This is a genomic window from Candidatus Scalindua japonica, from assembly GCF_002443295.1.
Classification (GTDB): domain Bacteria; phylum Planctomycetota; class Brocadiia; order Brocadiales; family Scalinduaceae; genus Scalindua; species Scalindua japonica.
In genome coordinates, this window is sequence record NZ_BAOS01000025.1 from 29310 (window position 1) to 51433 (window position 22124).

The 22124-nt window shown below is 39.8% G+C and carries 23 protein-coding genes and 2 pseudogenes; 5 read left to right on the forward strand and 20 right to left on the reverse strand.

Features of this window, described 5'->3' with window-relative positions:
- Positions 1-2: 2 nt before the first annotated feature.
- The 8 genes from SCALIN_RS21730 to SCALIN_RS13345 all read right to left on the reverse strand — a co-directional run bounded on the left by SCALIN_RS21730 (position 3) and on the right by SCALIN_RS13345 (position 6452).
- Positions 3-179 (reverse strand): DUF3800 domain-containing protein, encoded by a 177-nt coding sequence (locus SCALIN_RS21730; RefSeq protein ID WP_133111904.1) that lies wholly within the window; start codon positions 177-179, stop codon positions 3-5.
- Positions 180-250: 71 nt separating this feature from the next.
- Positions 251-589, reverse strand: a complete 339-nt coding sequence (locus SCALIN_RS13320) for a restriction endonuclease subunit S (protein WP_096894963.1) — start codon at positions 587-589, stop codon at positions 251-253.
- 24 nt (positions 590-613) lie between these two features.
- A complete protein-coding gene (locus SCALIN_RS13325; protein WP_096894964.1) occupies positions 614-1876 on the reverse strand; it encodes a restriction endonuclease subunit S in 1263 nt (420 codons plus the stop codon).
- On the reverse strand, positions 1873-3072 hold the full coding sequence (locus SCALIN_RS13330; RefSeq protein WP_096894965.1) for a PDDEXK nuclease domain-containing protein: 1200 nt from the start codon (positions 3070-3072) through the stop codon (positions 1873-1875). The genes SCALIN_RS13325 and SCALIN_RS13330 overlap by 4 nt, the downstream gene beginning before the upstream one ends.
- The gene (locus SCALIN_RS13335) at positions 3069-3386 is read right to left on the reverse strand and encodes an N-6 DNA methylase (RefSeq protein ID WP_230406620.1); all 318 of its coding nucleotides are present in this window, start codon (positions 3384-3386) and stop codon (positions 3069-3071) included. Before SCALIN_RS13335 ends, SCALIN_RS13330 begins: the two co-directional genes overlap by 4 nt.
- A gap of 86 nt (positions 3387-3472) precedes the next feature.
- Positions 3473-4435: an REP-associated tyrosine transposase gene (locus SCALIN_RS13340; RefSeq protein WP_096894967.1), complete on the reverse strand. Its 963-nt coding sequence runs from the start codon at positions 4433-4435 to the stop codon at positions 3473-3475.
- Positions 4436-4487: 52 nt separating this feature from the next.
- On the reverse strand, positions 4488-4625 hold the full coding sequence (locus tag SCALIN_RS22275) for a hypothetical protein (protein WP_162532309.1): 138 nt from the start codon (positions 4623-4625) through the stop codon (positions 4488-4490).
- A 30-nt stretch (positions 4626-4655) separates the two neighbouring features.
- The gene (locus tag SCALIN_RS13345) at positions 4656-6452 is read right to left on the reverse strand and encodes a GmrSD restriction endonuclease domain-containing protein (protein WP_096894968.1); all 1797 of its coding nucleotides are present in this window, start codon (positions 6450-6452) and stop codon (positions 4656-4658) included.
- Positions 6453-6980: 528 nt separating this feature from the next.
- On the opposite strand from SCALIN_RS13345, the gene SCALIN_RS13350 reads away from it, so the two are divergent.
- Positions 6981-10304, forward strand: coding sequence for a TM0106 family RecB-like putative nuclease (locus tag SCALIN_RS13350; protein WP_162532313.1), 3324 nt, complete (start codon positions 6981-6983; stop codon positions 10302-10304).
- Positions 10305-11080: 776 nt separating this feature from the next.
- Here the strand turns inward: SCALIN_RS13350 and SCALIN_RS13355 are convergent.
- The 6 genes and pseudogenes from SCALIN_RS13355 to SCALIN_RS13385 form a co-directional block, all read right to left on the reverse strand.
- On the reverse strand, positions 11081-11323 hold the full coding sequence (locus SCALIN_RS13355) for a DUF2442 domain-containing protein (RefSeq protein WP_096894983.1): 243 nt from the start codon (positions 11321-11323) through the stop codon (positions 11081-11083).
- A 14-nt stretch (positions 11324-11337) separates the two neighbouring features.
- A pseudogene (locus tag SCALIN_RS13360) lies at positions 11338-11607 on the reverse strand (DUF4160 domain-containing protein).
- A 481-nt stretch (positions 11608-12088) separates the two neighbouring features.
- On the reverse strand, positions 12089-12382 hold the full coding sequence (locus SCALIN_RS13370; protein WP_096894971.1) for a type II toxin-antitoxin system RelE/ParE family toxin: 294 nt from the start codon (positions 12380-12382) through the stop codon (positions 12089-12091).
- 34 nt (positions 12383-12416) lie between these two features.
- Positions 12417-12854: a transposase gene (locus SCALIN_RS13375; RefSeq protein ID WP_203415499.1), complete on the reverse strand. Its 438-nt coding sequence runs from the start codon at positions 12852-12854 to the stop codon at positions 12417-12419.
- 153 nt (positions 12855-13007) lie between these two features.
- Entirely contained in the window at positions 13008-13307 is a 300-nt protein-coding gene (locus SCALIN_RS13380) for a HigA family addiction module antitoxin (RefSeq protein ID WP_096894973.1), read from the reverse strand.
- A gap of 32 nt (positions 13308-13339) precedes the next feature.
- Entirely contained in the window at positions 13340-13633 is a 294-nt protein-coding gene (locus SCALIN_RS13385; RefSeq protein ID WP_096894974.1) for a type II toxin-antitoxin system RelE/ParE family toxin, read from the reverse strand.
- 889 nt (positions 13634-14522) lie between these two features.
- Between SCALIN_RS13385 and SCALIN_RS13390 the strand changes: the two genes are divergently transcribed.
- The 4 genes from SCALIN_RS13390 (at position 14523) to SCALIN_RS13405 (ending at position 17001) form a co-directional block, all read left to right on the forward strand.
- Positions 14523-15368, forward strand: coding sequence for a sensor histidine kinase (locus SCALIN_RS13390; protein ID WP_133111906.1), 846 nt, complete (start codon positions 14523-14525; stop codon positions 15366-15368).
- A gap of 179 nt (positions 15369-15547) precedes the next feature.
- On the forward strand, positions 15548-16129 hold the full coding sequence (locus SCALIN_RS23405; protein ID WP_096894976.1) for an energy-coupling factor ABC transporter permease: 582 nt from the start codon (positions 15548-15550) through the stop codon (positions 16127-16129).
- Entirely contained in the window at positions 16033-16380 is a 348-nt protein-coding gene (locus tag SCALIN_RS23410) for an energy-coupling factor ABC transporter permease (RefSeq protein ID WP_096894977.1), read from the forward strand. The genes SCALIN_RS23405 and SCALIN_RS23410 overlap by 97 nt, the downstream gene beginning before the upstream one ends.
- 90 nt (positions 16381-16470) lie before the next feature.
- Complete coding sequence (locus SCALIN_RS13405; protein ID WP_096894978.1) at positions 16471-17001, forward strand: hypothetical protein; 531 nt, start codon at positions 16471-16473, stop codon at positions 16999-17001.
- 70 nt (positions 17002-17071) lie between these two features.
- Here SCALIN_RS13405 and cobM read toward each other — a convergent pair.
- The 6 genes and pseudogenes from cobM to SCALIN_RS13435 all read right to left on the reverse strand — a co-directional run.
- Positions 17072-17822: pseudogene (cobM, locus tag SCALIN_RS13410) on the reverse strand (precorrin-4 C(11)-methyltransferase).
- Positions 17819-18652, reverse strand: coding sequence for a precorrin-3B C(17)-methyltransferase (cobJ, locus tag SCALIN_RS13415; RefSeq protein ID WP_230406619.1), 834 nt, complete (start codon positions 18650-18652; stop codon positions 17819-17821). Before cobJ ends, cobM begins: the two are co-directional and overlap by 4 nt.
- Positions 18653-18659: 7 nt before the next feature.
- The gene (locus SCALIN_RS13420; RefSeq protein WP_096894980.1) at positions 18660-19823 is read right to left on the reverse strand and encodes a cobalt-precorrin 5A hydrolase; all 1164 of its coding nucleotides are present in this window, start codon (positions 19821-19823) and stop codon (positions 18660-18662) included.
- Complete coding sequence (cobI, locus tag SCALIN_RS13425) at positions 19804-20559, reverse strand: precorrin-2 C(20)-methyltransferase (RefSeq protein WP_203415497.1); 756 nt, start codon at positions 20557-20559, stop codon at positions 19804-19806. The genes SCALIN_RS13420 and cobI overlap by 20 nt, the downstream gene beginning before the upstream one ends.
- Positions 20560-21837, reverse strand: coding sequence for a precorrin-6y C5,15-methyltransferase (decarboxylating) subunit CbiE (gene cbiE, locus SCALIN_RS13430; RefSeq protein WP_096894981.1), 1278 nt, complete (start codon positions 21835-21837; stop codon positions 20560-20562). It abuts the gene before it with no gap.
- The coding region (locus tag SCALIN_RS13435; protein WP_162532314.1) for a precorrin-8X methylmutase at positions 21834-22124 on the reverse strand (291 nt) is incomplete at its 5' end. The genes cbiE and SCALIN_RS13435, both read right to left, overlap by 4 nt.

Consider the following 22124-nt stretch of genomic DNA (forward strand, 5'->3'; position numbering starts at 1 on the left):
ACTTATTTAAACTCCCCGCCAATCAGGTGTTTATTGCGTAAATCATGAATATCACCTTTGTATGCAACCCGGCTGTCAGTTTTCAACCAAAGGCTGCCAATTACCATAAATTTAGATGCTGGATTCTCCGACGAAAGAAGATCCAGACGACTTTCATCACAGTAAATATCAAAATTCATCAATCATCTGCCCCTCTCTTTTCATAACTTAGATTTTTAAAGTTACTTACCCAAAGATATTTCAATTTCCTCTATCTACCCTTTGATATAAAATTCAATACTGCATCCAGTAATTTACTTGAACATTCCATTTTGCTTTCGATATTCCGGTTCAAATCATCACTTAATGCCATTAAGGAATCGACTTTAGCGACGATGCGCTTTTGTTCAGCAAGTGGGGGGAGTGAAAAAACTAAACTTGACACAATTTTCATATTTAACCCACGCCTTTGGTTTTGCCCAGTGATATCGCGTATCCTATAATACCTTCCTCTTAAATTCCAAAACAAGTATTCAGGTAAGCAAACAGAATCAATTACAGGCTTCATAGCAACCAAAGATTGATTACATGCCGCTTCAACACGCAACAAAGCAACGGTTGCTCTTGTTTTTCCCTAACCATTTAATGCAATCATGACTGAGTTTATTGGAAGAATTTTGCAATTGCTGGCATCAAGTCCTTTTTCTGTAATTCTACCGTCACAATCAAATATTTCTCCTTTATGGATGTCTCCTGATACCAACCACTTTATTTTTCCACCAAAATAATCTTTTCTACTTCTACTAGGTGTAGCACCTGTATATAAATCACAAATTCTTCCTACGATCGTCCACTCCCACCCATCCGGCACATCAAACGGAATCTCGCTCTCCTTAATCTGCTCCAGCGGCTTCTGTCTCTTAATCTTCCCCTCTTCAATCAACCGTTCCTTCTCAGCCCGTATCTTCTCAAGCAAGGCACTCGCTGGTTCATCCTTCGGGTCTTGTGGTACAAGTTTGCCCTGAACGGCAAGTTGAAGAATGGTCTGTTTTAACTCGTCAATGTTTTTCGAGGTGCTGTAAAGCAGGTCAAAGTTCTTTTCAATATGATTCCAATTCTTATTAAAATCGTGTTTGGTGGCAGAAGTGCTGAGTGCATTAAGAGAAGATTTATTGAGCAAGACCTTCTTCTCTGCTTTTTCCTGCTGTTGCTTTTCAAGGTCATCACATAATGTCATTAAGGAATCGACTTTTTCTACGATGCGCTTTTGTTCTGCAAGGGGTGGGACAGAAATGGATAATTCATAGACATTGTTTCTGTTCAGTCCTGGCTTTATTCCAAAAGAAAGACTAGTCAAATTCAAGCTAAGAAGAAGGTAGTATAAATATCTAAAATTTAAATTTTCCATTTCCAACACGTAATATGTTACATCTGTGGGCCAGAATGGTTTTTCAACAATATTTAATGCTCCAGCGGAACCCTTTCTTCCAACAATAATACTCTTTTGTGAAACATAAGGCTCTTGTACATATTTTAATATTCCGTTTGCACCATAGGCGGGTATTTTCCCTCCGATTTTACTTTTTTCTACAGCCTTACCATAGTTTAGGAATATAATGTTTCCTAACTTACATTGCACCCAACCGGTAGGTATTCTGCTTTTATATTCTTCAATATTTTTAATCTTTAATGGTTGTTGTTTGTTGACTAAACCATCCTTTACTAAATTCTCTTTTTCTCTCTGAATCTTCTCAAGCAAGGCACTGGCAGGTTCATCCTTCGAGTCTTGTGGCACAAGTTTTCCCTGAACGGCGAGTTGAAGAATCAGGTCGCGCAGTTTCTTAACCCCACCCGGTGCCTCCGCCAGTTTATCAAAATGGTAGAACAGTAAATTCATTTCGTTTTACCTCTGTTTCTTTTTGTTTTCACTGGCTCTTTGGGAACCTCTACCGGCATTGTTAGATGACCCTGTCCCATGATTTCATCTTGTGCCTTCTCTAATTCCAGCGCAAGCAATTTCTCGTTTGGCAGGTGCAGTTTGTATTCACTTACCATTATCTTGTTGGGCAACCCATCAAGTGCATACCTGGCAAGGGCATGACGCTTTTGTGCGCATAATATCAGCCCAACCGGTGGATTTTCATCGGTATTAGTCCAGTGTTCCTTTGTGTAATTACAATAGAGGTGCATCTGTCCGGCGTCGGCATGTGTGAAACGTCCTAACTTAAGATCTATAAGCACAAGACACCGTAGTTGCCTGTGGTAGAAAACAAGGTCAACCCTGAACCATTCATCATCAATACGCAGCCTTTTCTGGCGTGCGACAAAGGCGAAATCATTACCAAGTTCAAGCAGAAATGCTTCAAGATGATGTATGAGTGTTTCTTCGAGATTCTGTTCCGAGTATTCGTCCCTTAAATTTAGAAATTCAAGAATATATGGATCTTTTATCATGGCTTCCGGTGATACCGGTTCGTCACTGTTTGTTGTTTTTTTAAGAAGTCCGGCTCTGTTTTTAGACAGAAGTATCCGTTTATAAAATTGCGAGTCGATTTGCCGTTTAAGATCACGCACCGACCATCCACCCCGCATAGCTTCCTTGTGATAAAATGTACGCGCTTCATTTGTATCAAGAGTGAGAAGCTGCACATAATGTGACCAGGAAAGGGAGAAATGTCCTGATATCTCAGTTAGATATGTTTCGGTATCCCGGTCTGTCGGGCAGGATTTACGCGACACTGTCGCATATTTTGTCTTGCCTGTAGATTTACGCGACGCTGTCGCGTATTTTATGTTGAGCGGATAGGTTAGAAAAAACTGCCGCATCCGTTGAAGATTGTCTACGCTGTATCCTCTTCCCAGTACAGAAAGGTCGGCAGACAGCGAAATAAGCAATTGCTCACCATAGCCTGCACGCTTGCGGCCTTTTTGTTCAAACAGGACAATTTTCCGCCCGATTTCCCAGTTTGTAGCTGTTAAGACGGCGTTAATTGTTCGCGCCGCAATATTGCGTGAATTTTCGATGAGCGTACGCAATTCACTCAGTATAGAGGTGTATTCAGATTTGAAAAGAACACTTTTCTTTGCCTTCATTTGGTTTCCCCAAGCGCATCCATAAGCTCTTTTTTCAGGGTGTTTCGAACCTTTTCAATTTTTTTCTCTATCTCATGGTACTCTTTCAGAATATCTTTCGGGTCGCCATGGTTTTCATCAACAATATGGGGGTTTTTAATATCAAGGTTATAGTTATTGGCAATAACATCTTTTACCGATACCTTCCAGGCATATTCACTCTCTTTACGCTTTTTCCACCACCTCTTTTCGGGTTCAAATTCTTCTATCCGCATTGGCTTACCCTTGTTGTAGGACTTAACGCCTTCCGGATAGGGATGTTCGTAATACCAGATGTTTCTGGTTGGCTCGCCTTTGGTAAAGAAGAGCAGGTTGGTTTTTATGCCGGTGTACGGACAAAGGGGTCAAGTCTGCCGATGACTTAGCTTAATATTTTTCTAGCTTTATTAACTTGTTTTTTTAATTTTTTACTTCTCACCACATCAACCTTCGTCTTCTCAATTATACTACTTACGCTACTATAACTAGAAACTTTAAACTCTTTCCCTATTTCCTTCAAAGAATCACGTCTAAGCAACCTTGTTAAATAAATTGCCACATTCCTTGCTTCATTGGTTACCCCTCGATGGATACCATATAACGATCCAATGTCAACATTATATACCTTGCAAACTGAATCTTTGATTTTTTTCCTGCTGGGAACTAATACCTTTGTTTCAGGAATTTCTTCCTGAATCGAACAACCAGTATATTTCTCTTTTGCCCATTCTATAAATTTTTCAGCTCCAAGTATAATAGGCATTTTCTTCTTTGAAAAAACACCAACAATATCATCTGAATCTTCTTCTCTTATAAATTCTCTATATTCTGCCAATCGTTTCGATTTAACATCAGTCAGTAATCCAAAAAAAGCCTCCTTGTTTAACCAATTCCATTTTGATGATTTTGAAAGATATCCATTGTGGCTGCTCCATGCATAATCCTCTAATCTATCAACCATTCCAGCCCGTAATGGATTCCGGTGAATGTACCTTACCAGTACGGTAAGATAACTGTCGCTATCTAATAGTATAGACTTATATCGCCCTCTGAAAAGCTGACCGTCATGCCTGTTTTTACGATTGTATCTCTGTGTATAAATACCGTTTATATGTCTCATAGATCGTGAAAGATTTCCTTCAGGTGTATGAAGTAAAAGATGATAGTGGTTGGGCATTAAACAATACGCGGTTATATTAATATTCCATAAAGACACAGCCTCCTTTAAAACCTCTATAAAAGCAATATAGTCTTGATCAGTTGAGAATATATCTTCTCTTCTCCTTCCTCTGTTCATAATATGATACCAGGCTCCCGGGTATTGTATTCTTAGTGGCCTTGACATAGGAGAAATATATCATTGTATAGTAGTTAAGTCAATAGCAGACTTGACCCCCTTACCTAACAATGATTCTACCTTTGGTCAGAGAAACTTCTTCACGAACTTGTAATTGAATATCCCATCCAGCTTTTTCAATAGCTGGTGTGATATATTTAGTGCAGATATCTCTTTCAGATAAATCTTTCTTATTCATAGCAAGTTTTTGGGGTTAGATACCGCTTTTTTACAGTTTCCAATAGTAATTCTTGGTCTTTAATGCCATCAATCTCCTTCTCTCTTGCAGGAACTCATCATAGTGTTCTATAGTTTTGTTTTGCATCTCATCTGGTACACAGTGAGTCTTGAAATTTTCTTTCATTTCATCTATATCTGTTATTGCACCAAAGGCTGTTGAGCCATTATTGCAGTGTTCTATGAGTTTTGAGAAATATTCAGCAGGCGCTTTGTCTCCTATTGCAATATTTATTTCACTTTGCATCATGACATAGTTTGCTATTTGGTTATATCTGCCTCGTACAAGACCATTCTTTTTGAGATAGTTCTTAGGGAATAGATGATGTACATCACCTCGATGAGTAATCAGGTCTCGAACGGTTATTTCTTTTGACAAGAAACCCTTATCATTATCATGTACCTGAGAAGCTAGATAAACCTTAAAATAAGGACTACTCGCAACTGAGGTATTCATCTGTTGGGGCAAACCTGCTCCCCAGAAAGCATCAGATAATTCAGCGGCTTCTATATTTTCCAGATATTTTGAAACACCAATTTCTCCAATCTGCTTCATGTCAAAGTCAAATGATGATTCTGGAGATGAAGAATAACGACCTGTCAGTATTGACATTACCAACCACTTACGAACACAAGATTCGATTTTACTTGGCTCTACCTTATTTGCCCTTTGAACCAAATATACTATGTAAGCAAAATTTATAGCATTTTGAGATCGAATCATAGTTGAGTCAACGAAACCAGCAGATCTCAGAATCATGACAAACCGTTTAAAGTCTGTTTCATTCATAAATTTAAAAAGACCTTCTTCAAGTTGTTTAAACGATTGTTCTGCAATTCTTTCTTCATATACCCTAGTCTCAAAGTTTCTACCTGAAAGCAATGCAACTAAATCCTGAAGGCGGCCACGCTTAAACTCAGAAGTAAATGCTACACGTAACATATCAGTATATGAGGGATCATATAAATCGTCATTCTCTGTTTTTAACCATGCCATCTTTTTGAAATATTCAGTTGAAGAGAACTCTTTATCTATATCAGCAAGTTGCTGATAGAACTCTGGTGCAATAGCCAAATGACAAAAATAGTCAATGCATTTCCGTATTTTATTACCATTGTATGTTTCATTAGCTGCAATTTTAGACATGGCAAAGTCTGCCTGACTGAGAACTGCACCTTGAGAGTTTATCCTAATAAATATTTCTGTGACAGTTTCAATATCTAAATCTGAATTTAATTCAATAAGTCCAATATGGTTATTAACAATACCTCGTAACAACTCAATACTTTCGTAAATTTTGTCCTTATCACTTCCAACATTTGCTTCACAATAAGTATCTACAAGTTTGAGAATCTTGACATCTGGTGAAAGGATATCTGCTATATTCCCGATCCATGTTTTATCTTTCTTTATGGCGGGATTGGTAACCTCAAATTTCTTCTCTTTAGGATTAAAGGCAATAGTAATATTGACTCTGTTATAGTCTTTGTTAATAACTCTTTCGCCTAGCAATGATGCCATAAGCGCAGTTACTCTTTGTTGACCGTCAATTAATACTCTCTTACCTTCTGACGAAGTCCCGTCTTTTAATTTTACCGTGGGATTTCGCCAGGCAATTAAGTAGCCTATCGGATAACCCTCATACAAAGAATCTATCAAATCTCTGACTTTTGTTGCATCCCATACAAATGGACGCTGGATTTCAGGAATTGCAATTTCACCAGACGTAATCCATGTAAATAATGTTTGAATCGGATGCTGGTTAACAGAGTATTGTTGAATTGACATCTAATTCCCTCTTTTCTACAAATGAAAGATTACAAAAATAAGGAATATTGTTAATCATAACGGCATGTGAAACTTTTTCTTGTATAGACAAGAAAAATATATTGTTGATGATAATTAGAATGTGAGAAAAATTATTTGTAACTGCTTTACTGAGTGAATATTATAAGTGAGTGGGTTTGTTTTGCAATATAAAATATTGTTTACTACACCCGTCAGAAACCTATCTGATAAGAAGAAGCTCTATGCATAGAGAAAAAAAACCAGAAGATTGATAAATGACTAATGAGAAATTTCATCCCGTTTCCTCTTAAGATTAAACAAGATGTTTTATTCAGATGCATTCTGCCTCCTATATTGCTAAAATCCACCCTGTATAGATATCAAGTCTACCAATAGATTTCAAAAATAATAAGAGAGTCATTTTTCGTAAAATACACGATTCTTTACAAAATGCATTACAACAACAATAAGCTCATTTTTTCACCCTCTGACATAGTCCAATTTGTGAATTCACCGTTTGCGTGCTGGATGCAACGCAAATTATTTGAAGAACCTGATTCTGTGCAGCCTGACGAAGAAGACCCGCAACTGAAGGTTCTCCAGAATAAAGGCGATTTGCATGAGAAAGCATATCTTGAGAAGTTACGTGAAGCAGAGTTCGATATTTGTGAAATCTCTTCCGGCAATAAACTACAGCAGACTCTGAAGGCTATAAATGAAGGCCGCCAGATCATCTTCCAGGCCCGACTGGAAGGTGCCGGTATGGCCGGGAATGCGGACTTTCTTCGACTGGAAAGCGCAGAGAACAACACATACACCATCATAGACACTAAGCTGTCTCGGCATGTAAAACCCTATTTCATGGTCCAACTGTGCTGCTACGCTGATATGCTGGAGGAAATGACAGGGCAGCGGTCTGAAATTATTGGAATAGTACTCGGGAATGGTGAGGAGAGCTGTTTTCGAACAAATGATGTTTTCTATTACTATAAACGAATAAAGTCTGCATTCTTCACGTTCATGGATAGTTTCTCTCCTGAGACCCCCCCACAACCTGACCCTGCAGCAGACCATGGAGTCTGGTCATCACATGCAAAAAAAATTCTTGAGGATATGGATCACCTCTCCCGTGTTGCAAATATATCTAAAAAGCAAATAGTAAAGCTTAATGCTGCAGGGATTGATACGATGGAGAAACTGTCTACCTCTAAGGCCAAACATATTAAGGGAATTAATGACGATGTCTTTATCCGTCTGAAGGAGCAGGCTGATTTGCAGGTAAGTTCAACAAACCAGAAGCGCCCAGACTATAAGGTGCTGCAGCCTCCACCGGATAATCATTCCCCTGGCCTGGCCGCATTACCGCCAGGGTCTTCAATGGACGTCTTTTTCGATATGGAGGGGTATCCGCTCGGGGACGACTTGCTGGAATATCTGTTCGGGGCGGTTTATATAGAGAATGGGAAACCGGAGTTTCGAGATTGGTGGGCACATAATGAACCGGAAGAGAAGGCAGGATTTGAGGCATTTATTGATTGGGTTGTAGAACGCCGGCAGGCAGATCCGACCATGCATGTTTACCACTATGCCGCATATGAAAAAACAGCATTAAAACGACTGATGGGAAAATACGGAACCAGGGAACAGCACGTTGACGACCTGCTGAGAGACGGTGTCTTCGTAGACCTTTACGAGGTTGTCCGTCACGGTGTGCGTGTTGGTGAGCCTCGCTATTCAATAAAGAACCTTGAACACCTTTACATGGAATCCCGTGAAGGAGAAGTCACTGATGCAGGGGCATCAATTGTTTATTACGATGCGTGGATTGAAAGCGGCCAGTCTAAAAACTGGAAGGAATCTGATTTATTGAAGAAAATACGAGATTACAACGAGGACGACTGCCGCTCAACCTGGCTCCTGGCAAACTGGCTGAGAGAGCGGCAGGCAGAGAGCGGTATCTCCTGGACAGGAACCGCACGGAATGAGCATAAGGAAGAGGACGAACGACCCTCCGTCAGTGATGCTGTAGTTTTACGTCAGCAACTTGCTGATTTACTTTTAGCCGAAATACCAGACGAACCGACTGAACGTGAAAAAGACTCAGAGCTATGGAGAATACAGGAACTTCTGGCATGGACCCTTGAGTTTCACAGGCGCTGTGACAAACCGATGTGGTGGGAGATGTTTGAACGCCTTGAAAAGGCAGAGCATGAGTTGTCAGATGATATGGATTGCCTGGCCGGCCTTGAGCAAGTCGGCCACTATACACAGGAGAAACCGTTCTTGGCATTTCACTATAAATTTGACCCGGACCAGGAAACAAAGATAACCGAAGGATCGACGGTAAAGATTGTACCGGATATTGGTATCACTACCAAAATATCAGATTTCAATCCTGAAGGTGAAATAACTATCAAGATCGGCCAGAGGACACTAAAAAAGAACCAACTGGAATGCCTTCCTGAACGCATGTCGCTTATTCCATACAATTTTGTCAGTACCGGTGTTATCGATGATTCTATTTATGCGGTGATAAACGATTATCATGAAACAGGGCATCTTCCGGCGGCTTTAAATGACTTTTTATATCGCAGGCATCCACGATTAAAATCAGGGCATAAGGGGTTCCTTGTCCGTGCTGGAGAGAACAATATCAAAGCAGCAATTCGATCAGCAAGAGATATGGACAGCAGTTGTCTGTGTATACAGGGTCCTCCCGGAACAGGAAAGACATATACTTCTGCTCACGTTATTGTCCAACTTCTGTCTGAAGGTAAGCAAATCGGCATTACTTCAAACAGTCATAAAGCAATCATGAATTTGATGAGAGCCGTTTGCAAAGAGACAAAGGGTACTGCTTCGGGCATCAAAGTAGGCGGAGAAGAGGATTATTCGTTTTTCAGTGAATTTACTGGTATTAAATACATTAGCACTTCAAGTACTGCCGCTGCAGCTTATAGAGGTGGGTTGATCGGTGGGTCTGCCTGGTTTTTTGCACGTGAAGATATGGTAGAGAGTCTTGACTATTTATTTATAGATGAAGCAGGGCAAGTATCTGTTGCAAAACTTATCGGTATGGCACGATCAACAAAAAATCTTATTTTGCTGGGCGACCAGATGCAATTAGGACAGCCGATTCAGGGAACACACCCCGGTGAAAGCGGGCAGTCTGTCCTGGAATATTATCTCAAAGGACATGCAACCATTCCTCCGGAACAGGGAATCTTTCTGGAAACCACATGGCGGATGCACCCTGATATCTGTGAATTTATATCAGATACGTTCTATGAAGGCAGGCTTCTGCCGGAACCGCACACAAAGAATAGGATTGTAAGACTTCCTGAGGATGGTGGTAGTATTGTTACTGTTGAAGCTGGAATTCTTTTTGTTCCTGTTAAGCATGAAGGTAACGTACAGGGTAGTGATGAAGAGGCTGAGGTTATCAGAAAAATTGTAGACGAATTGACAGGCAGAGATATAACAGATAAAAACGGTAATACCTGCAGACAAGTGACTATAGGCCGTGATATTCTATTTGTAACTCCTTATAATTTACAGGTACGCAAGCTTATCCATTCACTGCCTGAAGGAGTCAGGGCCGCATCCGTTGACAAGTTCCAGGGACAGGAGGCGCCTATCGTGATCATATCCATGTGTGCAAGCCCGGGTGAATTCGGCAGCCGCGGCATGGCGTTCGTACTTGATATGAACAGGTTAAATGTAGCGATTTCGAGGGCGCAGTCACTTGCCATTGTTGTTGGAGATCCACGGCTTGTTGAAACAGACTGTTCATCCGTCAGCAACATGGAACGTCTCAACATGTATTGCAGGCTACAGGATATATGCAATTAGGCTTTCAGGATGTTTACCTTGTGTACGTGGCATTGAATACTTTATAGCGTTAATAGGTTACAATACGAGTAGTTTTGGGCGCTTTTTACCACTGCTATGTGCGGTAAGGGTTTACAAGATCGTGTGAGTAACCAAAATGTAATAATTCACTGCAGTCATGTTGCAGTCAACTCCAGCGTAACAGGCAGAACTCCACAGGAACCAACATGAAACGAATAAATTTATAAACCATTGTCAGTTAATGTGATAGCGACACAACAGGCACTAAATCAGGCAGTTATGAAATTTATTAAAAATACCCTTTTTCTGAATGGCATTTAAAAGGTCATACTTCATACACTGATCCCTGTTCTTGTTTTTTCGAAGGAAACTCCACGCTCTAAATGAGGAGAGAGGCTATTTGTTTATTATTTTCAATATTGAAAATAATTCCTCACATCTGAAAAAAGTAGTCACATTGTCATATCTTTTCTTATTAAATGTCACAATTTCATTTTCACAATATTAACCAGTTGCCCTAAGTCCTTGTATGATAATATGGGCGATACTGGACTCGAACCAGTGACCCCTTGCTTGTCGAGCAAGGAAAAGAATAGGTAGAGTTTTTCGGTTTAGTTCTAACTGGTTTGGTTTACTTAGGTTTAAGGCCAGAATGGGGAGTCTTATTTACTCCCTATTTTGGCCTGTTTTGATTTGCTTACTTTACAATTACTTGACAGTAAGGATTGAAAGGTTATATTCTTCTGTTTGTTTTGCTGTCTACTCCATTGCTCTCGTTAAACATGTTTTGAAAAATCCCAAAGTGTTTCGGGTGCTATATCAATGTTCCCCGGCCATACAACTGTACCGTATGCAACTGTTGCTTTCATAAATAATGGTGTATGTTTAAGCTTTATAAACGGTTTTTTTTCTAGATATGGATTCATATCAAACAATCGTTTTTCATGATTTTCAAAAACAAGCAGTAACGTATTATCCTTTTGTGGTTCAACGCTGATAACATCCAATAACATTTCCATATAATCCTCCATAATTACGGTAAAGGGGCAATGCGAAAAGGTTCTTCTCCAGCCACCGCTAATTCCCAGTCAGCCATAAGTTCATCTTGATGTATATCAATCTATGCCAAAACCATTCGTAGTTGTTTTGGTGGAAATTTTCCAGCAAGCACAGCTCCGTCTTCGATAGAAATGGAAGCTTTTTTCCCTTGATAACGAACATGAATATGTGGCTTATTATGCCGCCCTGTATCTTCGTAGTAAATTGCGACCACAATTCCATAAAACATTGATATTACAGGCATTTCACTCCTTATTCCATTGCTTCGTCTATTCTACATCCATCATAATTTAATAGTAAATGATTGATAAGCTAACAAATAACATGAAAAACTACTGGTTGTCTAAAACCGGACATTTCATTGGATATAAAAACTTTCCTTCAAATCATTTATTCTTTCTGCCGTCAAGCTAACTTCCTAAAGATTGAATTCTATCTTCTTCATTTTTGAGTTTTTCATAAAGATCTATAAGGGTTCTATTGGGAAGAGTTTTACCTATAAGTTTTATTCTGGTGATGAATGTTTTAAAACAAAAAGAATAAAACAAGATCAAAAGGTCTTTGGAATGTACCGTTCAATGATAATAGGTGAAGGTGAAAAGATTAAAAGTATTCCGTTTAAGCATATTTTAATTTTTGTTGGTTTAGTTGCATGTGCATGTTAAACACCCGATGTGTTGGTACACGAATCATTTTTATCTCCACTTATAAATGTTTATCTTATATCAATGATAGTCAGTGATTTCTACTTTCTCCGGCTCGGATTCATTCCATTCAAAACATATACGATACTGATCATTTATTCTTATACTATACTGCCCTTTCCTGTTTCCGGTAAGAGTCTCAAAACTATTTCCAGGAGGAATGCGGAGTTCTTTCAGAGATTTGATGGAATCAAGTTGCTCAAATTTTCTTGATGCAATATGCCATAAAGCTCGTGTACATATCTTTCTGGCACTTTTTGTGTTCTTACCGTTGAATATATCTTCCGTTCCCTGGCCTTTTAATTTCTCCCACAACGTTTTCTCTCCTATTCCCGATCGTACAAAACCCCTATACTCTTTTTTCGCATCCCTCTTTTTTTCTCCAAAATTGTCCTAAGATACAGTCTGTTGTAAGGCAGTTGTGTGGCCTTTCAAACCCGGCTGTAGCTTTATAACTACTCCATTTCCATTCTTTAGGAAACTTTACTGCTCTTGCTCTCACAGGGTTCAAAACAATATATCGACAAACTTCTAGAAGATGATTCTCCTTCTGTATTAATATGGCTTTATATCTCCCCTGAAATACATGACCGGTCTTTTTGTTTCGTCTATTATATCTTTGTGTGTAAACACCGTTTAACTGTCTCATTCCTTTTGAGAGATTACCATCTGGAGTTTCAATAAGTAGATGGTAATGATTATTCATAAGGTAATATGCATGGCAAAGGAAATTATATTTCTCAATTACTTTTTTAAATGTATCAAGAAAAAATGAATTGTCGAAGATTCATTATTAATAAAAATGTTGTGAATGCAAAAGGCAATGAGTGTCGCATCTCACCTAAAAAACTGGCTGGCAAGCCCTCCTAAAGGATTGGCGGATAGGCTCGCCACTTGACAAATTTTCCCATATAACTCTTTAATCAAAACTTATCTGTTTTCAGCAGAATTGTCTGATTGTTTTTAATTCATTGATCTCTAAACGCTTCGCTTTATACAAATCCCAACGAAGCTGTAGGTTCATCCAGAAGTCCTCTGAAACTCCAAAGAACTTTGAGAGCCGCAGGGCTGTACTGGGAGTTACTCCCCGCCGTTTATTAACAATTTCGTTTATTCTCTGGTATGGAACATGAATCTCTTTTGATAACTCCCTCTGAGTAATATCCATAGGGATTAGAAATTCTTCGAGAAGCATCTCTCCGGGATGTGTCGGTTCACGATGTGTTGGTACACGAATCATTTTTATCTCCACTTATAAATGTTTATCTTATATCAATGATAGTCAGTGATTTCTACTTTCTCCGGCTCGGATTCATTCCATTCAAAACATATACGATACTGATCATTTATTCTTATACTATACTGCCCTTTCCTGTTTCCGGTAAGAGTCTCAAAACTATTTCCAGGAGGAATGCGGAGTTCTTTCAGGGATTTGATGGAATCAAGTTGATCAAATTTTCTTGATGCAATATGCCATAAAGCTCGTGTACATATCTTTCTGGCGCTTTTTGTGTTCTTACCGTTGAATATATCTTCCGTTCCCTGGCCTTTGAATGACTTAATCACAGGTACACAATAGCACGGTATTCATGCTATTTCAATATCAAAATATTTTGGAAATGAGTGTCGCATTCAACCTAAAAACTGGCGGACAAGCTCACCACTTGACACAACTTCCTATTTAACTCTTTAATCAGAACTTATGTGTTTTTAAATATAAAATTATCAATCACAAATCGTCTTCCTCAAGTTATCTATAGAATATTCCTAGCCTGAAGTTTTGAGTAGAATATTCACAAAAGATAAAGTAGGCACTAAGTAAAAAATAATGAGACTTAAACATCAGGCTACACATGGATGCAGGTAAAATGTGGTTTTGGGTAGTAAAAGAATTATTCATAAAAAAAGGGGCACGGTAATTTGATTACCAATACCCCTCAATAATTTAGTCACAAAATGGTCACAACTTCTCGGATTTCACCATCTACCACTTGCCATTAGTCCTTGTATGATAATATGGGCGATACTGGACTCGAACCAGTGACCCCTTGCTTGTCGAGCAAGCGAAAGAAGAGGTAAAGTTTTACGGTTTAGTTATAACTGTTTTGGTTTACTTAGGTTTAAGGCCAGAATGGGGAGTTTGATTTTCTCCCTGTTTTGGTCTGTTTTGATTTGTTTACTTGACAATTACTTGACAGTTGCAAAGTTTATATCATTCCCATTAAACTTCATTCATATATCAAGCATAATCAGGTGATAATTTAACCCCAAAAACTCCTTGTCTAATCGACTGATATGTCTATAATCGATCATTACACCCATTTTTAGATTAATATAATCAATTATGGAACAAACCACGGGGAGCTTTGAGAAAAAGAATAAAAATACAAAGCTGATTTATTTCTGATTATATGCTCTTCTAGTGTTAATCGGAATATCAGTCAGTATATTTGTTTTGTTATACATAGCTCAGCAGAAGTTAGTTGCTTTAGGAGAGATCAGATTCCAGTCTAATTTGTTGGCAGATCAATTGCGCCAGAGTTCAGATGACCTAACCCGTCTAGTTCGTACTTATGCCGCTACGGGTAACAAAAAATTTGAGCAGCAATTTTGGGATGTGCTCGCCATTCGTGATGGGGAAAAACCAAGACCTATTCATTATAATATGATCTATTGGGATTTCTTATCTGTAGAGAATGGAAAACCTCCCTACCCGTCAGGGAAAGCGGTACCTTTGAAGGGATTGATGAAGGAAGCAGGCTTTACTGCGAGAGAATTTCCACTACTAGCTGAAGCTCAAAAGAATTCTGATCAATTAGTGGAACTTGAGCAGACTGCCATGAATGCTATAAATAGAATAACTACAGATGAGTCTGAAGAACTTCCAAATACTTCTGGACAACAAGTGGCGATAAGAATCTTATTTGGAGAAAGATACCACCAAGCTAAAATAGAGATTATGCGACATATAAATATGTTTCTTGAGGAACTGGAGAACCGTACATCCACGGAGTTTGTTAATCAAGCTTCTCACCTTCGAATACTTCTGTATAGTCAAATTTCTACTTTCATATTGCTTTTATGTACAGTAGCCTTTTTGATGAGGATATCAAAACAATATCATACAGGCGTGGTAAGCGTGCTTAACTCAGAAGTCAAAGACCGCACGACAGAAATTGAAGAGGCAAATATAAAACTTATAAGGAAAGAGAGCTTTGCCGTTATAGGCCGGATATCAGGCTCCATTGCCCACGACATCAGGCAACCGCTGACAACGATTAAGAACTCATCCTTTTTTTAAATGAAACATTAAAGAATTCGGATGAAAAGACAAAGAAGCACCTTAAGCTTATCGATAGTCAAATTATCCATGCTAATGATATCATCACTGGTATCACTCGCCTGTCAAAAGCAAAGAAACCTGAACAGAACAAGACCAATATCAATAAATTCATAGGGGAATATTTCTCAGAGTTCCCATTGCCGGAACACATAAAACTCGTAACCGAATTTGACAGGGAATTACCTGATATAATGCTTGATTGTCTCCAGTTTAAACAGGTCTTTACCAATCTAGCGTCAAATGCAGTACGTTCCATGCCGGAAGGTGGTACGCTTACCGTGAAGACGCTGGTCGTTCGGACAGCAGAAGGAAAAATCTCCAGACTTAAAGAAGATTTAGTCGAAATTTTCCTTCAAGATACAGGCTGTGGTATGAAAAAAGAAGTACCGGGCTTCCTGCCATTAGTAGGATTAGTTGGGGTCGCCGTATTCGTTTTTTCATGTTTTCCAATTCCGGTGGTAGGTTTGAACGGGATGGCAACTGCGCATCCGGCGCGAACGGGAATGAGTGCGATTTTATTAGGGCCTTTTGTGAGTGTTGTTATCGCAGGCATTGCTCTTTTCATACAGGCACTTTTTCTAGCGCATGGAGGACTTAGACTCTGGGTGTTAATATCTTTTCAATGGGTGTACTCGGTTCATTTTCAGGGTATTTTGCATTCAGACTGGCGCAGAGGATGGGGTTTAAGCTGTTCTGGTGTGGTTTCCTGGCCGGAGTAATTTCTGATATATGTACTTATATGGAGACTTCTATAGGATTAGGACTCCTGGTATTTAAAGAGGGGGAGACATTTTCTGTTGCTATAATGCACAGTGCGAAGGCAATGCTGGAGATTTTCATTGTGTTTATGGCTACTTCTCAGGGATCATTATGTATCGCTGAAGGTATTGTGGTTGGATTTGCTCTAACCTATGTATATAAAGTTCGTCCGAGTATTTTATATAACCTGAGGGTTGTTAAGACACAATAATTCTTAAATTCGTTTTATTAATAAATGGTAAGTGGATTAAAAAAAATATTTAAATTGTTAAATAGATTAATATAAAATGGAAATGTGCCCATGCAGCAAATAATTGACGTGAATTTGTCTTATGAAAAGCTGCCTTTAGTAAACACAGAAGCCCTAAAGGTTGAGAGCCATAGAAGTAGAGTAACAATAACTCCGTCAGATGAGTCCATGAAACAGGACAACGAAGATGCCGAAAAGATACTGAATCAAATAGACTTTGGGGTACCTGTGAGGGGTGAAGATAAAATTGAAGCAAATGAAAAATATATGATTGATACTATGCCGGGAAAATCTTCTAAAGCTGGAAGTACGAGACAGGGAGGTTTGAGAAAACCCCATTATACACGTCTTTACGCGTTAGACAACAAAATGATCTTTCAGGCTGCCTGCTGTTTGCCTCTGAGAGTCGTTGCTGCTAAGCAAGACGATGGTACCGTATCAGGGAAGGTTTTGCATTGTACTCACTCTGAAAACGGAGGTGGGAAATTAGTCTATGAGTTCCGTGGAGTAGGTTCTGAATTTACAATAGATTTGAAACGCGGTGACAGCACAAGAATACAGCGCCTTGTATTCAAGGTTTAAATAAATCTGAATATTATATCTCACCACGATACTAAGTCATAATTGTACAAGCAGTTAATAAGACAGCCTCTTAGCTTCTAAAACCGTGTGAGAATTCTGGGGAGTAAAGCTTGGAATCAGCAAAATCTGTGGATGTTAATACACGACCCACGATAATAATGGCCGTTGATTTTATTTTTGCTTGTTTTATCTTATCGGCAATATCATCTAACGTTCCGCGTACAATCAATTGGTTCGGCCATGTGGCTCGCTGCACAACTGCCACCGGACAGTCCTTCCCATAATGCGGAGATAACTCATCAACGACCTTATGTATCAAGGGCTGCACTTAAGAATAAAACCAGTGTAGATTGATGTTTTGCCAGCATGCTTAATTTCTCTTTATCCGGCACGGGAGTACGGCCTTCACATCGGGAGATAATGACAGTTTGTGATAATTCCGGTAAAGTTAACTCCATACCCAAAGCAGCTGCACTGGCCACAAATGATGATACCCCCGGAATTATTTCATAATCAATGTTCTCTTTCCGCATACGGCGCATTTGTTCTGCCGTCGAACCGAATATAGACGGGTCTCCTGTGTGGACGCGTGCCACATCATGGTTATCAGCCTTTGCTTTTATAAAAACGTCCATAATTTCATTTAAATCCATGGACGCTGAATCCAGAACCAGGGCGTTTTTATCGGCACGCGCAATTACGGCTTTGGAGACTAAAGAGCCGGTATACAACACAACCGGACATTGTTCAATAAGTTCCGCACCACGCACGGTAATTAGTTTAGGGTCTCCCGGGCCAGCACCTATAATATATACTTTCATGACGTTACCTCATCAACAACCAATGAACGGGCCCTTGTTTGTCCTTTAATAATCTGGCCGTCCCATTGATATTTATTGGTATACCCGCGCGGGGTAACCATATAATTTTCAAATATAAATGTGTGACTGTTCCCGATTATCACGGTGGTTAACATCCCAACCTCTTCCTCAAGAAAATGTGCTAAATCGGTGATCACTATATGTTCTTTTTTCCGGTAAGCATTCTTGACAAGGGCGACCGGTGTATGGGGGGTTCGGTATTCACTGATAATTTTCTGTACCTTCGTGATTTGCTCTGTACGGTGTTTGCTTTTAGGATTATAAAGTCCAATAACAAAGTCTGCCATAGCTGCCGCATTTATACGTTTTTCGATTACTTCCCAGGGTGTCAATAAGTCTGAGAGAGAAATACAGCAGTAATCGTGTGTCAGCGGTGCTCCAACGAGCGACGCGCACGCGTTCATAGCGGTAATACCCGGAACCAAATGGATATCAGGAGCGTCTCCATTCTTCCACCCTGTTTCTTTAAGAATTTCAAATACGAGCCCTGACATACCGTAGACACCTACATCACCGGAAGAGATAAGTGTAACGGATTGTCCCTGTTTAGCCAGTTCAATCGCTTTTCTGGCTCTGTCTATTTCTTCAGTCATATCTGCACTGATAACCTCTTTACCTTCAAGCAGATTTTTAACCAGCTTGATATACGTCTTATAACCGATCACCAGGTCAGATTGTTTGATAGCATCCAACGCGGCAGGTGTCATAATGTCCTCATGCCCCGGTCCGATGCCGACAAGAAATAATTGTCCTTTTTTTCTTTTCATCATTTTTCCCCTATACAACCGTCTGTATCTCACGAGATATCCTTAAAGGAAAAGGTATCCGTGCGATTGCGATTGTTACATTTTTTTTGCAGCCTTCTTCTTTATAAATCTGCTTTGGTACAATTAACTCATTGGTACCGGCCGATAACATTGCACTTGGTTCAGCTACTCCGTGTGTGCCCACATAATTTTTTACAGTAACTGACGGCGTGGGGATGTTTTTAACAGCATCCAATTCATCCGCACGGTAAGAAGTAAAGTCCCATGCATATTTTTCTTTTAACCGCAAAAAGGCTTCTTCGTCAGCTTTGATATCGATTGTCGAAAATCCCTTAATACATCTAAACTCCAGATGATTCTCTTCCAACACCTTCCTAATACCGTGTTCTACTATCTCCAACGGTGTATCCCGATCGCATCCCATACCGAGGACCAAGCTTTTAGGGCGGTAAATAACCGCATGTTCATAAATATCCGGAAAGAGCCTTTTTATGTCCCGATCGGTAGCTATCAGGAAAACAGAAAAATCCCCAACGGAAATACCGTCTAAGCTTGTTGCATATTCAACTCCACTGGGTAATTTTTTTTCATCCGGCCAGAAATTTTTCTCTCCTGTCTCTTGAACAAATAAAACATTCTCCTGGTTGACAACTGCCGCACATGCTCTGGTCACATTTCGGTCCGTGTCATCTAATATCCAACCCAACTCGCGGCCGAGAATGTCCACAGTAAATGTCTGGCCCACATCGGATGCAGTGGTAATAACAGGTGTATTTTCTAGAATTTGTGATATCTTATTTGCAAATTCATTCCCACGACCGACATGGCCTGATAGAACAGGTATGGTAAATTGTGCTTTATCATCCACGCAAATAATTGCAGGATCATTTTTTTTGTTTCTTAATAAAGGTGCAATCATACGCACTACAACGCCAATACTCATGATATGAATATGTGCATTATATTGATTAAATGTAGCGTGAATTGTTTCTCCCATGGGCATACTTAAAAGATAAACGCGATCCATCTGTAGTTGATTTTCAAACTTATGCGTCACATAGATGTCAGCATCATCCAGTTGGTCTCGCAGCTTACGGGCAATCGCAACACCGTGTTTAGTAATAACATAAATCGCCCAGGATTTGCGGTTTGCTTTATTCTTTTTTCTCGCCATTTCCAAATAGTACTCCACTATGATTTTTTTTAGCAATCACAACCATGGAAAAATACATTCCGCGTTTACCCTTTATGTCGCGAATATCTGTAACAATCTGTTCCTTGTCCATGGTAGCACTGGCCACATAAACAGATTTGTCCAGGAGTCCCTCGGATTCAAGGATCTCGATAATCTCTGACATTACGGAAGAAGCCTTCATCAATAGTATGGTATCAAACATGCGGATGATCGTGCGTAAATCATCCTTGTTATAAACCGCAGGTATTATAGCTATTCTTTCCTGTCCATCAGCAATAGGGATGCCGGCTGCAATAGGTGCCGCTGTAATGGATGAAACTCCGGGGATTACCTTGATCTCAATTTCTGGCCATGATTTTTGTGCGTGTTCATAAAGGTAAATAAACGAGCTGTAAATAAATGGATCTCCTAATGATATAAAGGCAACACTTTTTCCCGCAAAAATCCTATCTTTGATTTCTTTGATAGCGATATTCCATGCGTGAGATGTGACCTTCGGATCACGGGACATTGGGAAATTGAGAGATAGCCTTTCTTGTCCCGGTATCGGACCAACTGTTTCCCTGGCGATGTGCCATGAGACAGACAAACTTTTTTCATCCTTTCGTGGAAGAATAATGCAGTCTACTTTTCTTAAACAATCTAATGCCCTCAACGTCATTAAATCCGCAGCTCCAGGTCCAAGACCAACACCATATAAAATCCCACGCATCATTCAGTTCCTCTCAACTTTAGTAACGGTAAATATATGAATCGGACTTAAGGCTTCATAACGGTGGTATTGTGCCAGCGGTATGCTTCTTGCAATATTTACGACAATCATCTCAGCATTCCATTCACGATCTTTAAAGTATTGGTATGTCTCTTGTACGGTTTCTATAGCAATTGCAGTAACAACGCATTTACCATTCGGTGTTAATTTCTCTAAACTTACATCCAGAATTTCTTTCATGTTTCCCTTGCTGCCTCCGATAAAAACAGCATCTGGCACTGTCCAGTCCATAATAGCAGCAGGTGCCAATCCTTCGACAATATCAATATTGTCTACTTTATGGTTGACTGCATTCTCTCTGGCAATTTTAACACACTCAGTGTCAACATCAACAGCATAGACGTGTCCATCATAAGCGATTTTAGCTGCCTCAATAGCCACCGAACCAGATGCCGTACCGATATCCCAGACGATAGATTTTCTATTCAAGCCTAGAGAGACAATGGATAGTGTGCGTATTTCGCGTTTGGTAATCAGCCCTTTGTGCGGTATTCGTTTTGCAAATGCATCTTCGTGTAGATTTGCAATCGTGGGAGGTAGTGACTTGTCTTCATCTTTCCGAAGTAGAATTAAAACGTTAAGTGGAGCGGTATTTTCCACCCGAGATAATTCCTCAATCGTAAAACAACGGATCCGTTCATCCACACCACCTAAATTCTCACAAACCCAGGCTTGCCAGCCGGTTTCGTTATAGGCAATCATGTGTCTCGCTATTTCTTGAGGCGATCGTTCCGGATCCGTTAAAATCCCTACCTTTGATGATGTCTGTATTTTCGTTATAAACCCTGTCCTGGAACGTTCATGCAGGCTGATCATCATAGCGTCATTCCAGGTGATACCAATGCGGGAAAAGGCTATCTGGATGGAACTGGGATGAGTAATTACATCAACGTGATCCAAGCCAAATCTTTTAACAATCAATCCGCCGATTCCATAAAACATGGGATCTCCAGATGCCAGGACGACAATATTATTTTCATAAGAAAGTTCCTCTAACCGATCTATTACATCAGAGAGCTTACCTTGAAACGGTATTTTCAGACCTTCAAATTCGGCAAAGAATTCAAGATGTCGTGCACCTCCGGCAAGGACCTGTCCCTTGCTGATCGCATGCATTGCTTTTGATGTTAAACTCAAGCACCCGTCATCACTCATGCCGATAACCGTGACCGTTTTGGTATGCTTCAATACCGGTTGATTTTTCTTTACTAGTGGGTTCATGAACAAGTTTCTTTCTTTTTGCGTGATAACAAAAGAAGTGCGTGGATTATAGAGACGACAATAGTCGACCCTCCCTTACGTCCCTGACTGACAATATAAGGGACATCCTGAGACAATACTTGCTCTTTAGATTCAACTGCCTTAACAAATCCGACAGGAACGCCGATGATCAATGCCGGTTTTACACCTTCTTCTTTGATCAATCTTACAATTTCAATAAGTGCCGTAGGTGCATTACCAATGGCAACCACTGATCCATCAAGCTTTCCTAAACGCATCGCTTTTTG

Bases quoted from the DNA above. Each gene is read 5' to 3' on its own strand.
- cbiE (WP_096894981.1), bottom strand. From the start codon at position 21,837: ATGAACCCACTAGTAAAGAAAAATCAACCGGTATTGAAGCATACCAAA.
- SCALIN_RS13420 (WP_096894980.1), bottom strand. From the start codon at position 19,823: ATGGCGAGAAAAAAGAATAAAGCAAACCGCAAATCCTGGGCGATTTAT.
- SCALIN_RS22275 (WP_162532309.1), bottom strand. From the start codon at position 4,625: ATGAATAAGAAAGATTTATCTGAAAGAGATATCTGCACTAAATATATC.
- SCALIN_RS13405 (WP_096894978.1), top strand. From the start codon at position 16,471: ATGCAGCAAATAATTGACGTGAATTTGTCTTATGAAAAGCTGCCTTTA.
- SCALIN_RS13355 (WP_096894983.1), bottom strand. From the start codon at position 11,323: ATGGAAATGTTATTGGATGTTATCAGCGTTGAACCACAAAAGGATAAT.
- SCALIN_RS13380 (WP_096894973.1), bottom strand. From the start codon at position 13,307: ATGATTCGTGTACCAACACATCGTGAACCGACACATCCCGGAGAGATG.
- SCALIN_RS13350 (WP_162532313.1), top strand. From the start codon at position 6,981: ATGCAACGCAAATTATTTGAAGAACCTGATTCTGTGCAGCCTGACGAA.
- SCALIN_RS21730 (WP_133111904.1), bottom strand. From the start codon at position 179: ATGAATTTTGATATTTACTGTGATGAAAGTCGTCTGGATCTTCTTTCG.
- SCALIN_RS13345 (WP_096894968.1), bottom strand. From the start codon at position 6,452: ATGTCAATTCAACAATACTCTGTTAACCAGCATCCGATTCAAACATTA.
- SCALIN_RS13325 (WP_096894964.1), bottom strand. From the start codon at position 1,876: ATGAATTTACTGTTCTACCATTTTGATAAACTGGCGGAGGCACCGGGT.
- SCALIN_RS23410 (WP_096894977.1), top strand. From the start codon at position 16,033: ATGGGTGTACTCGGTTCATTTTCAGGGTATTTTGCATTCAGACTGGCG.
- cobI (WP_203415497.1), bottom strand. From the start codon at position 20,559: ATGATGCGTGGGATTTTATATGGTGTTGGTCTTGGACCTGGAGCTGCG.
- SCALIN_RS13330 (WP_096894965.1), bottom strand. From the start codon at position 3,072: ATGAAGGCAAAGAAAAGTGTTCTTTTCAAATCTGAATACACCTCTATA.
- cobJ (WP_230406619.1), bottom strand. From the start codon at position 18,652: ATGATGAAAAGAAAAAAAGGACAATTATTTCTTGTCGGCATCGGACCG.
- SCALIN_RS13340 (WP_096894967.1), bottom strand. From the start codon at position 4,435: ATGTCAAGGCCACTAAGAATACAATACCCGGGAGCCTGGTATCATATT.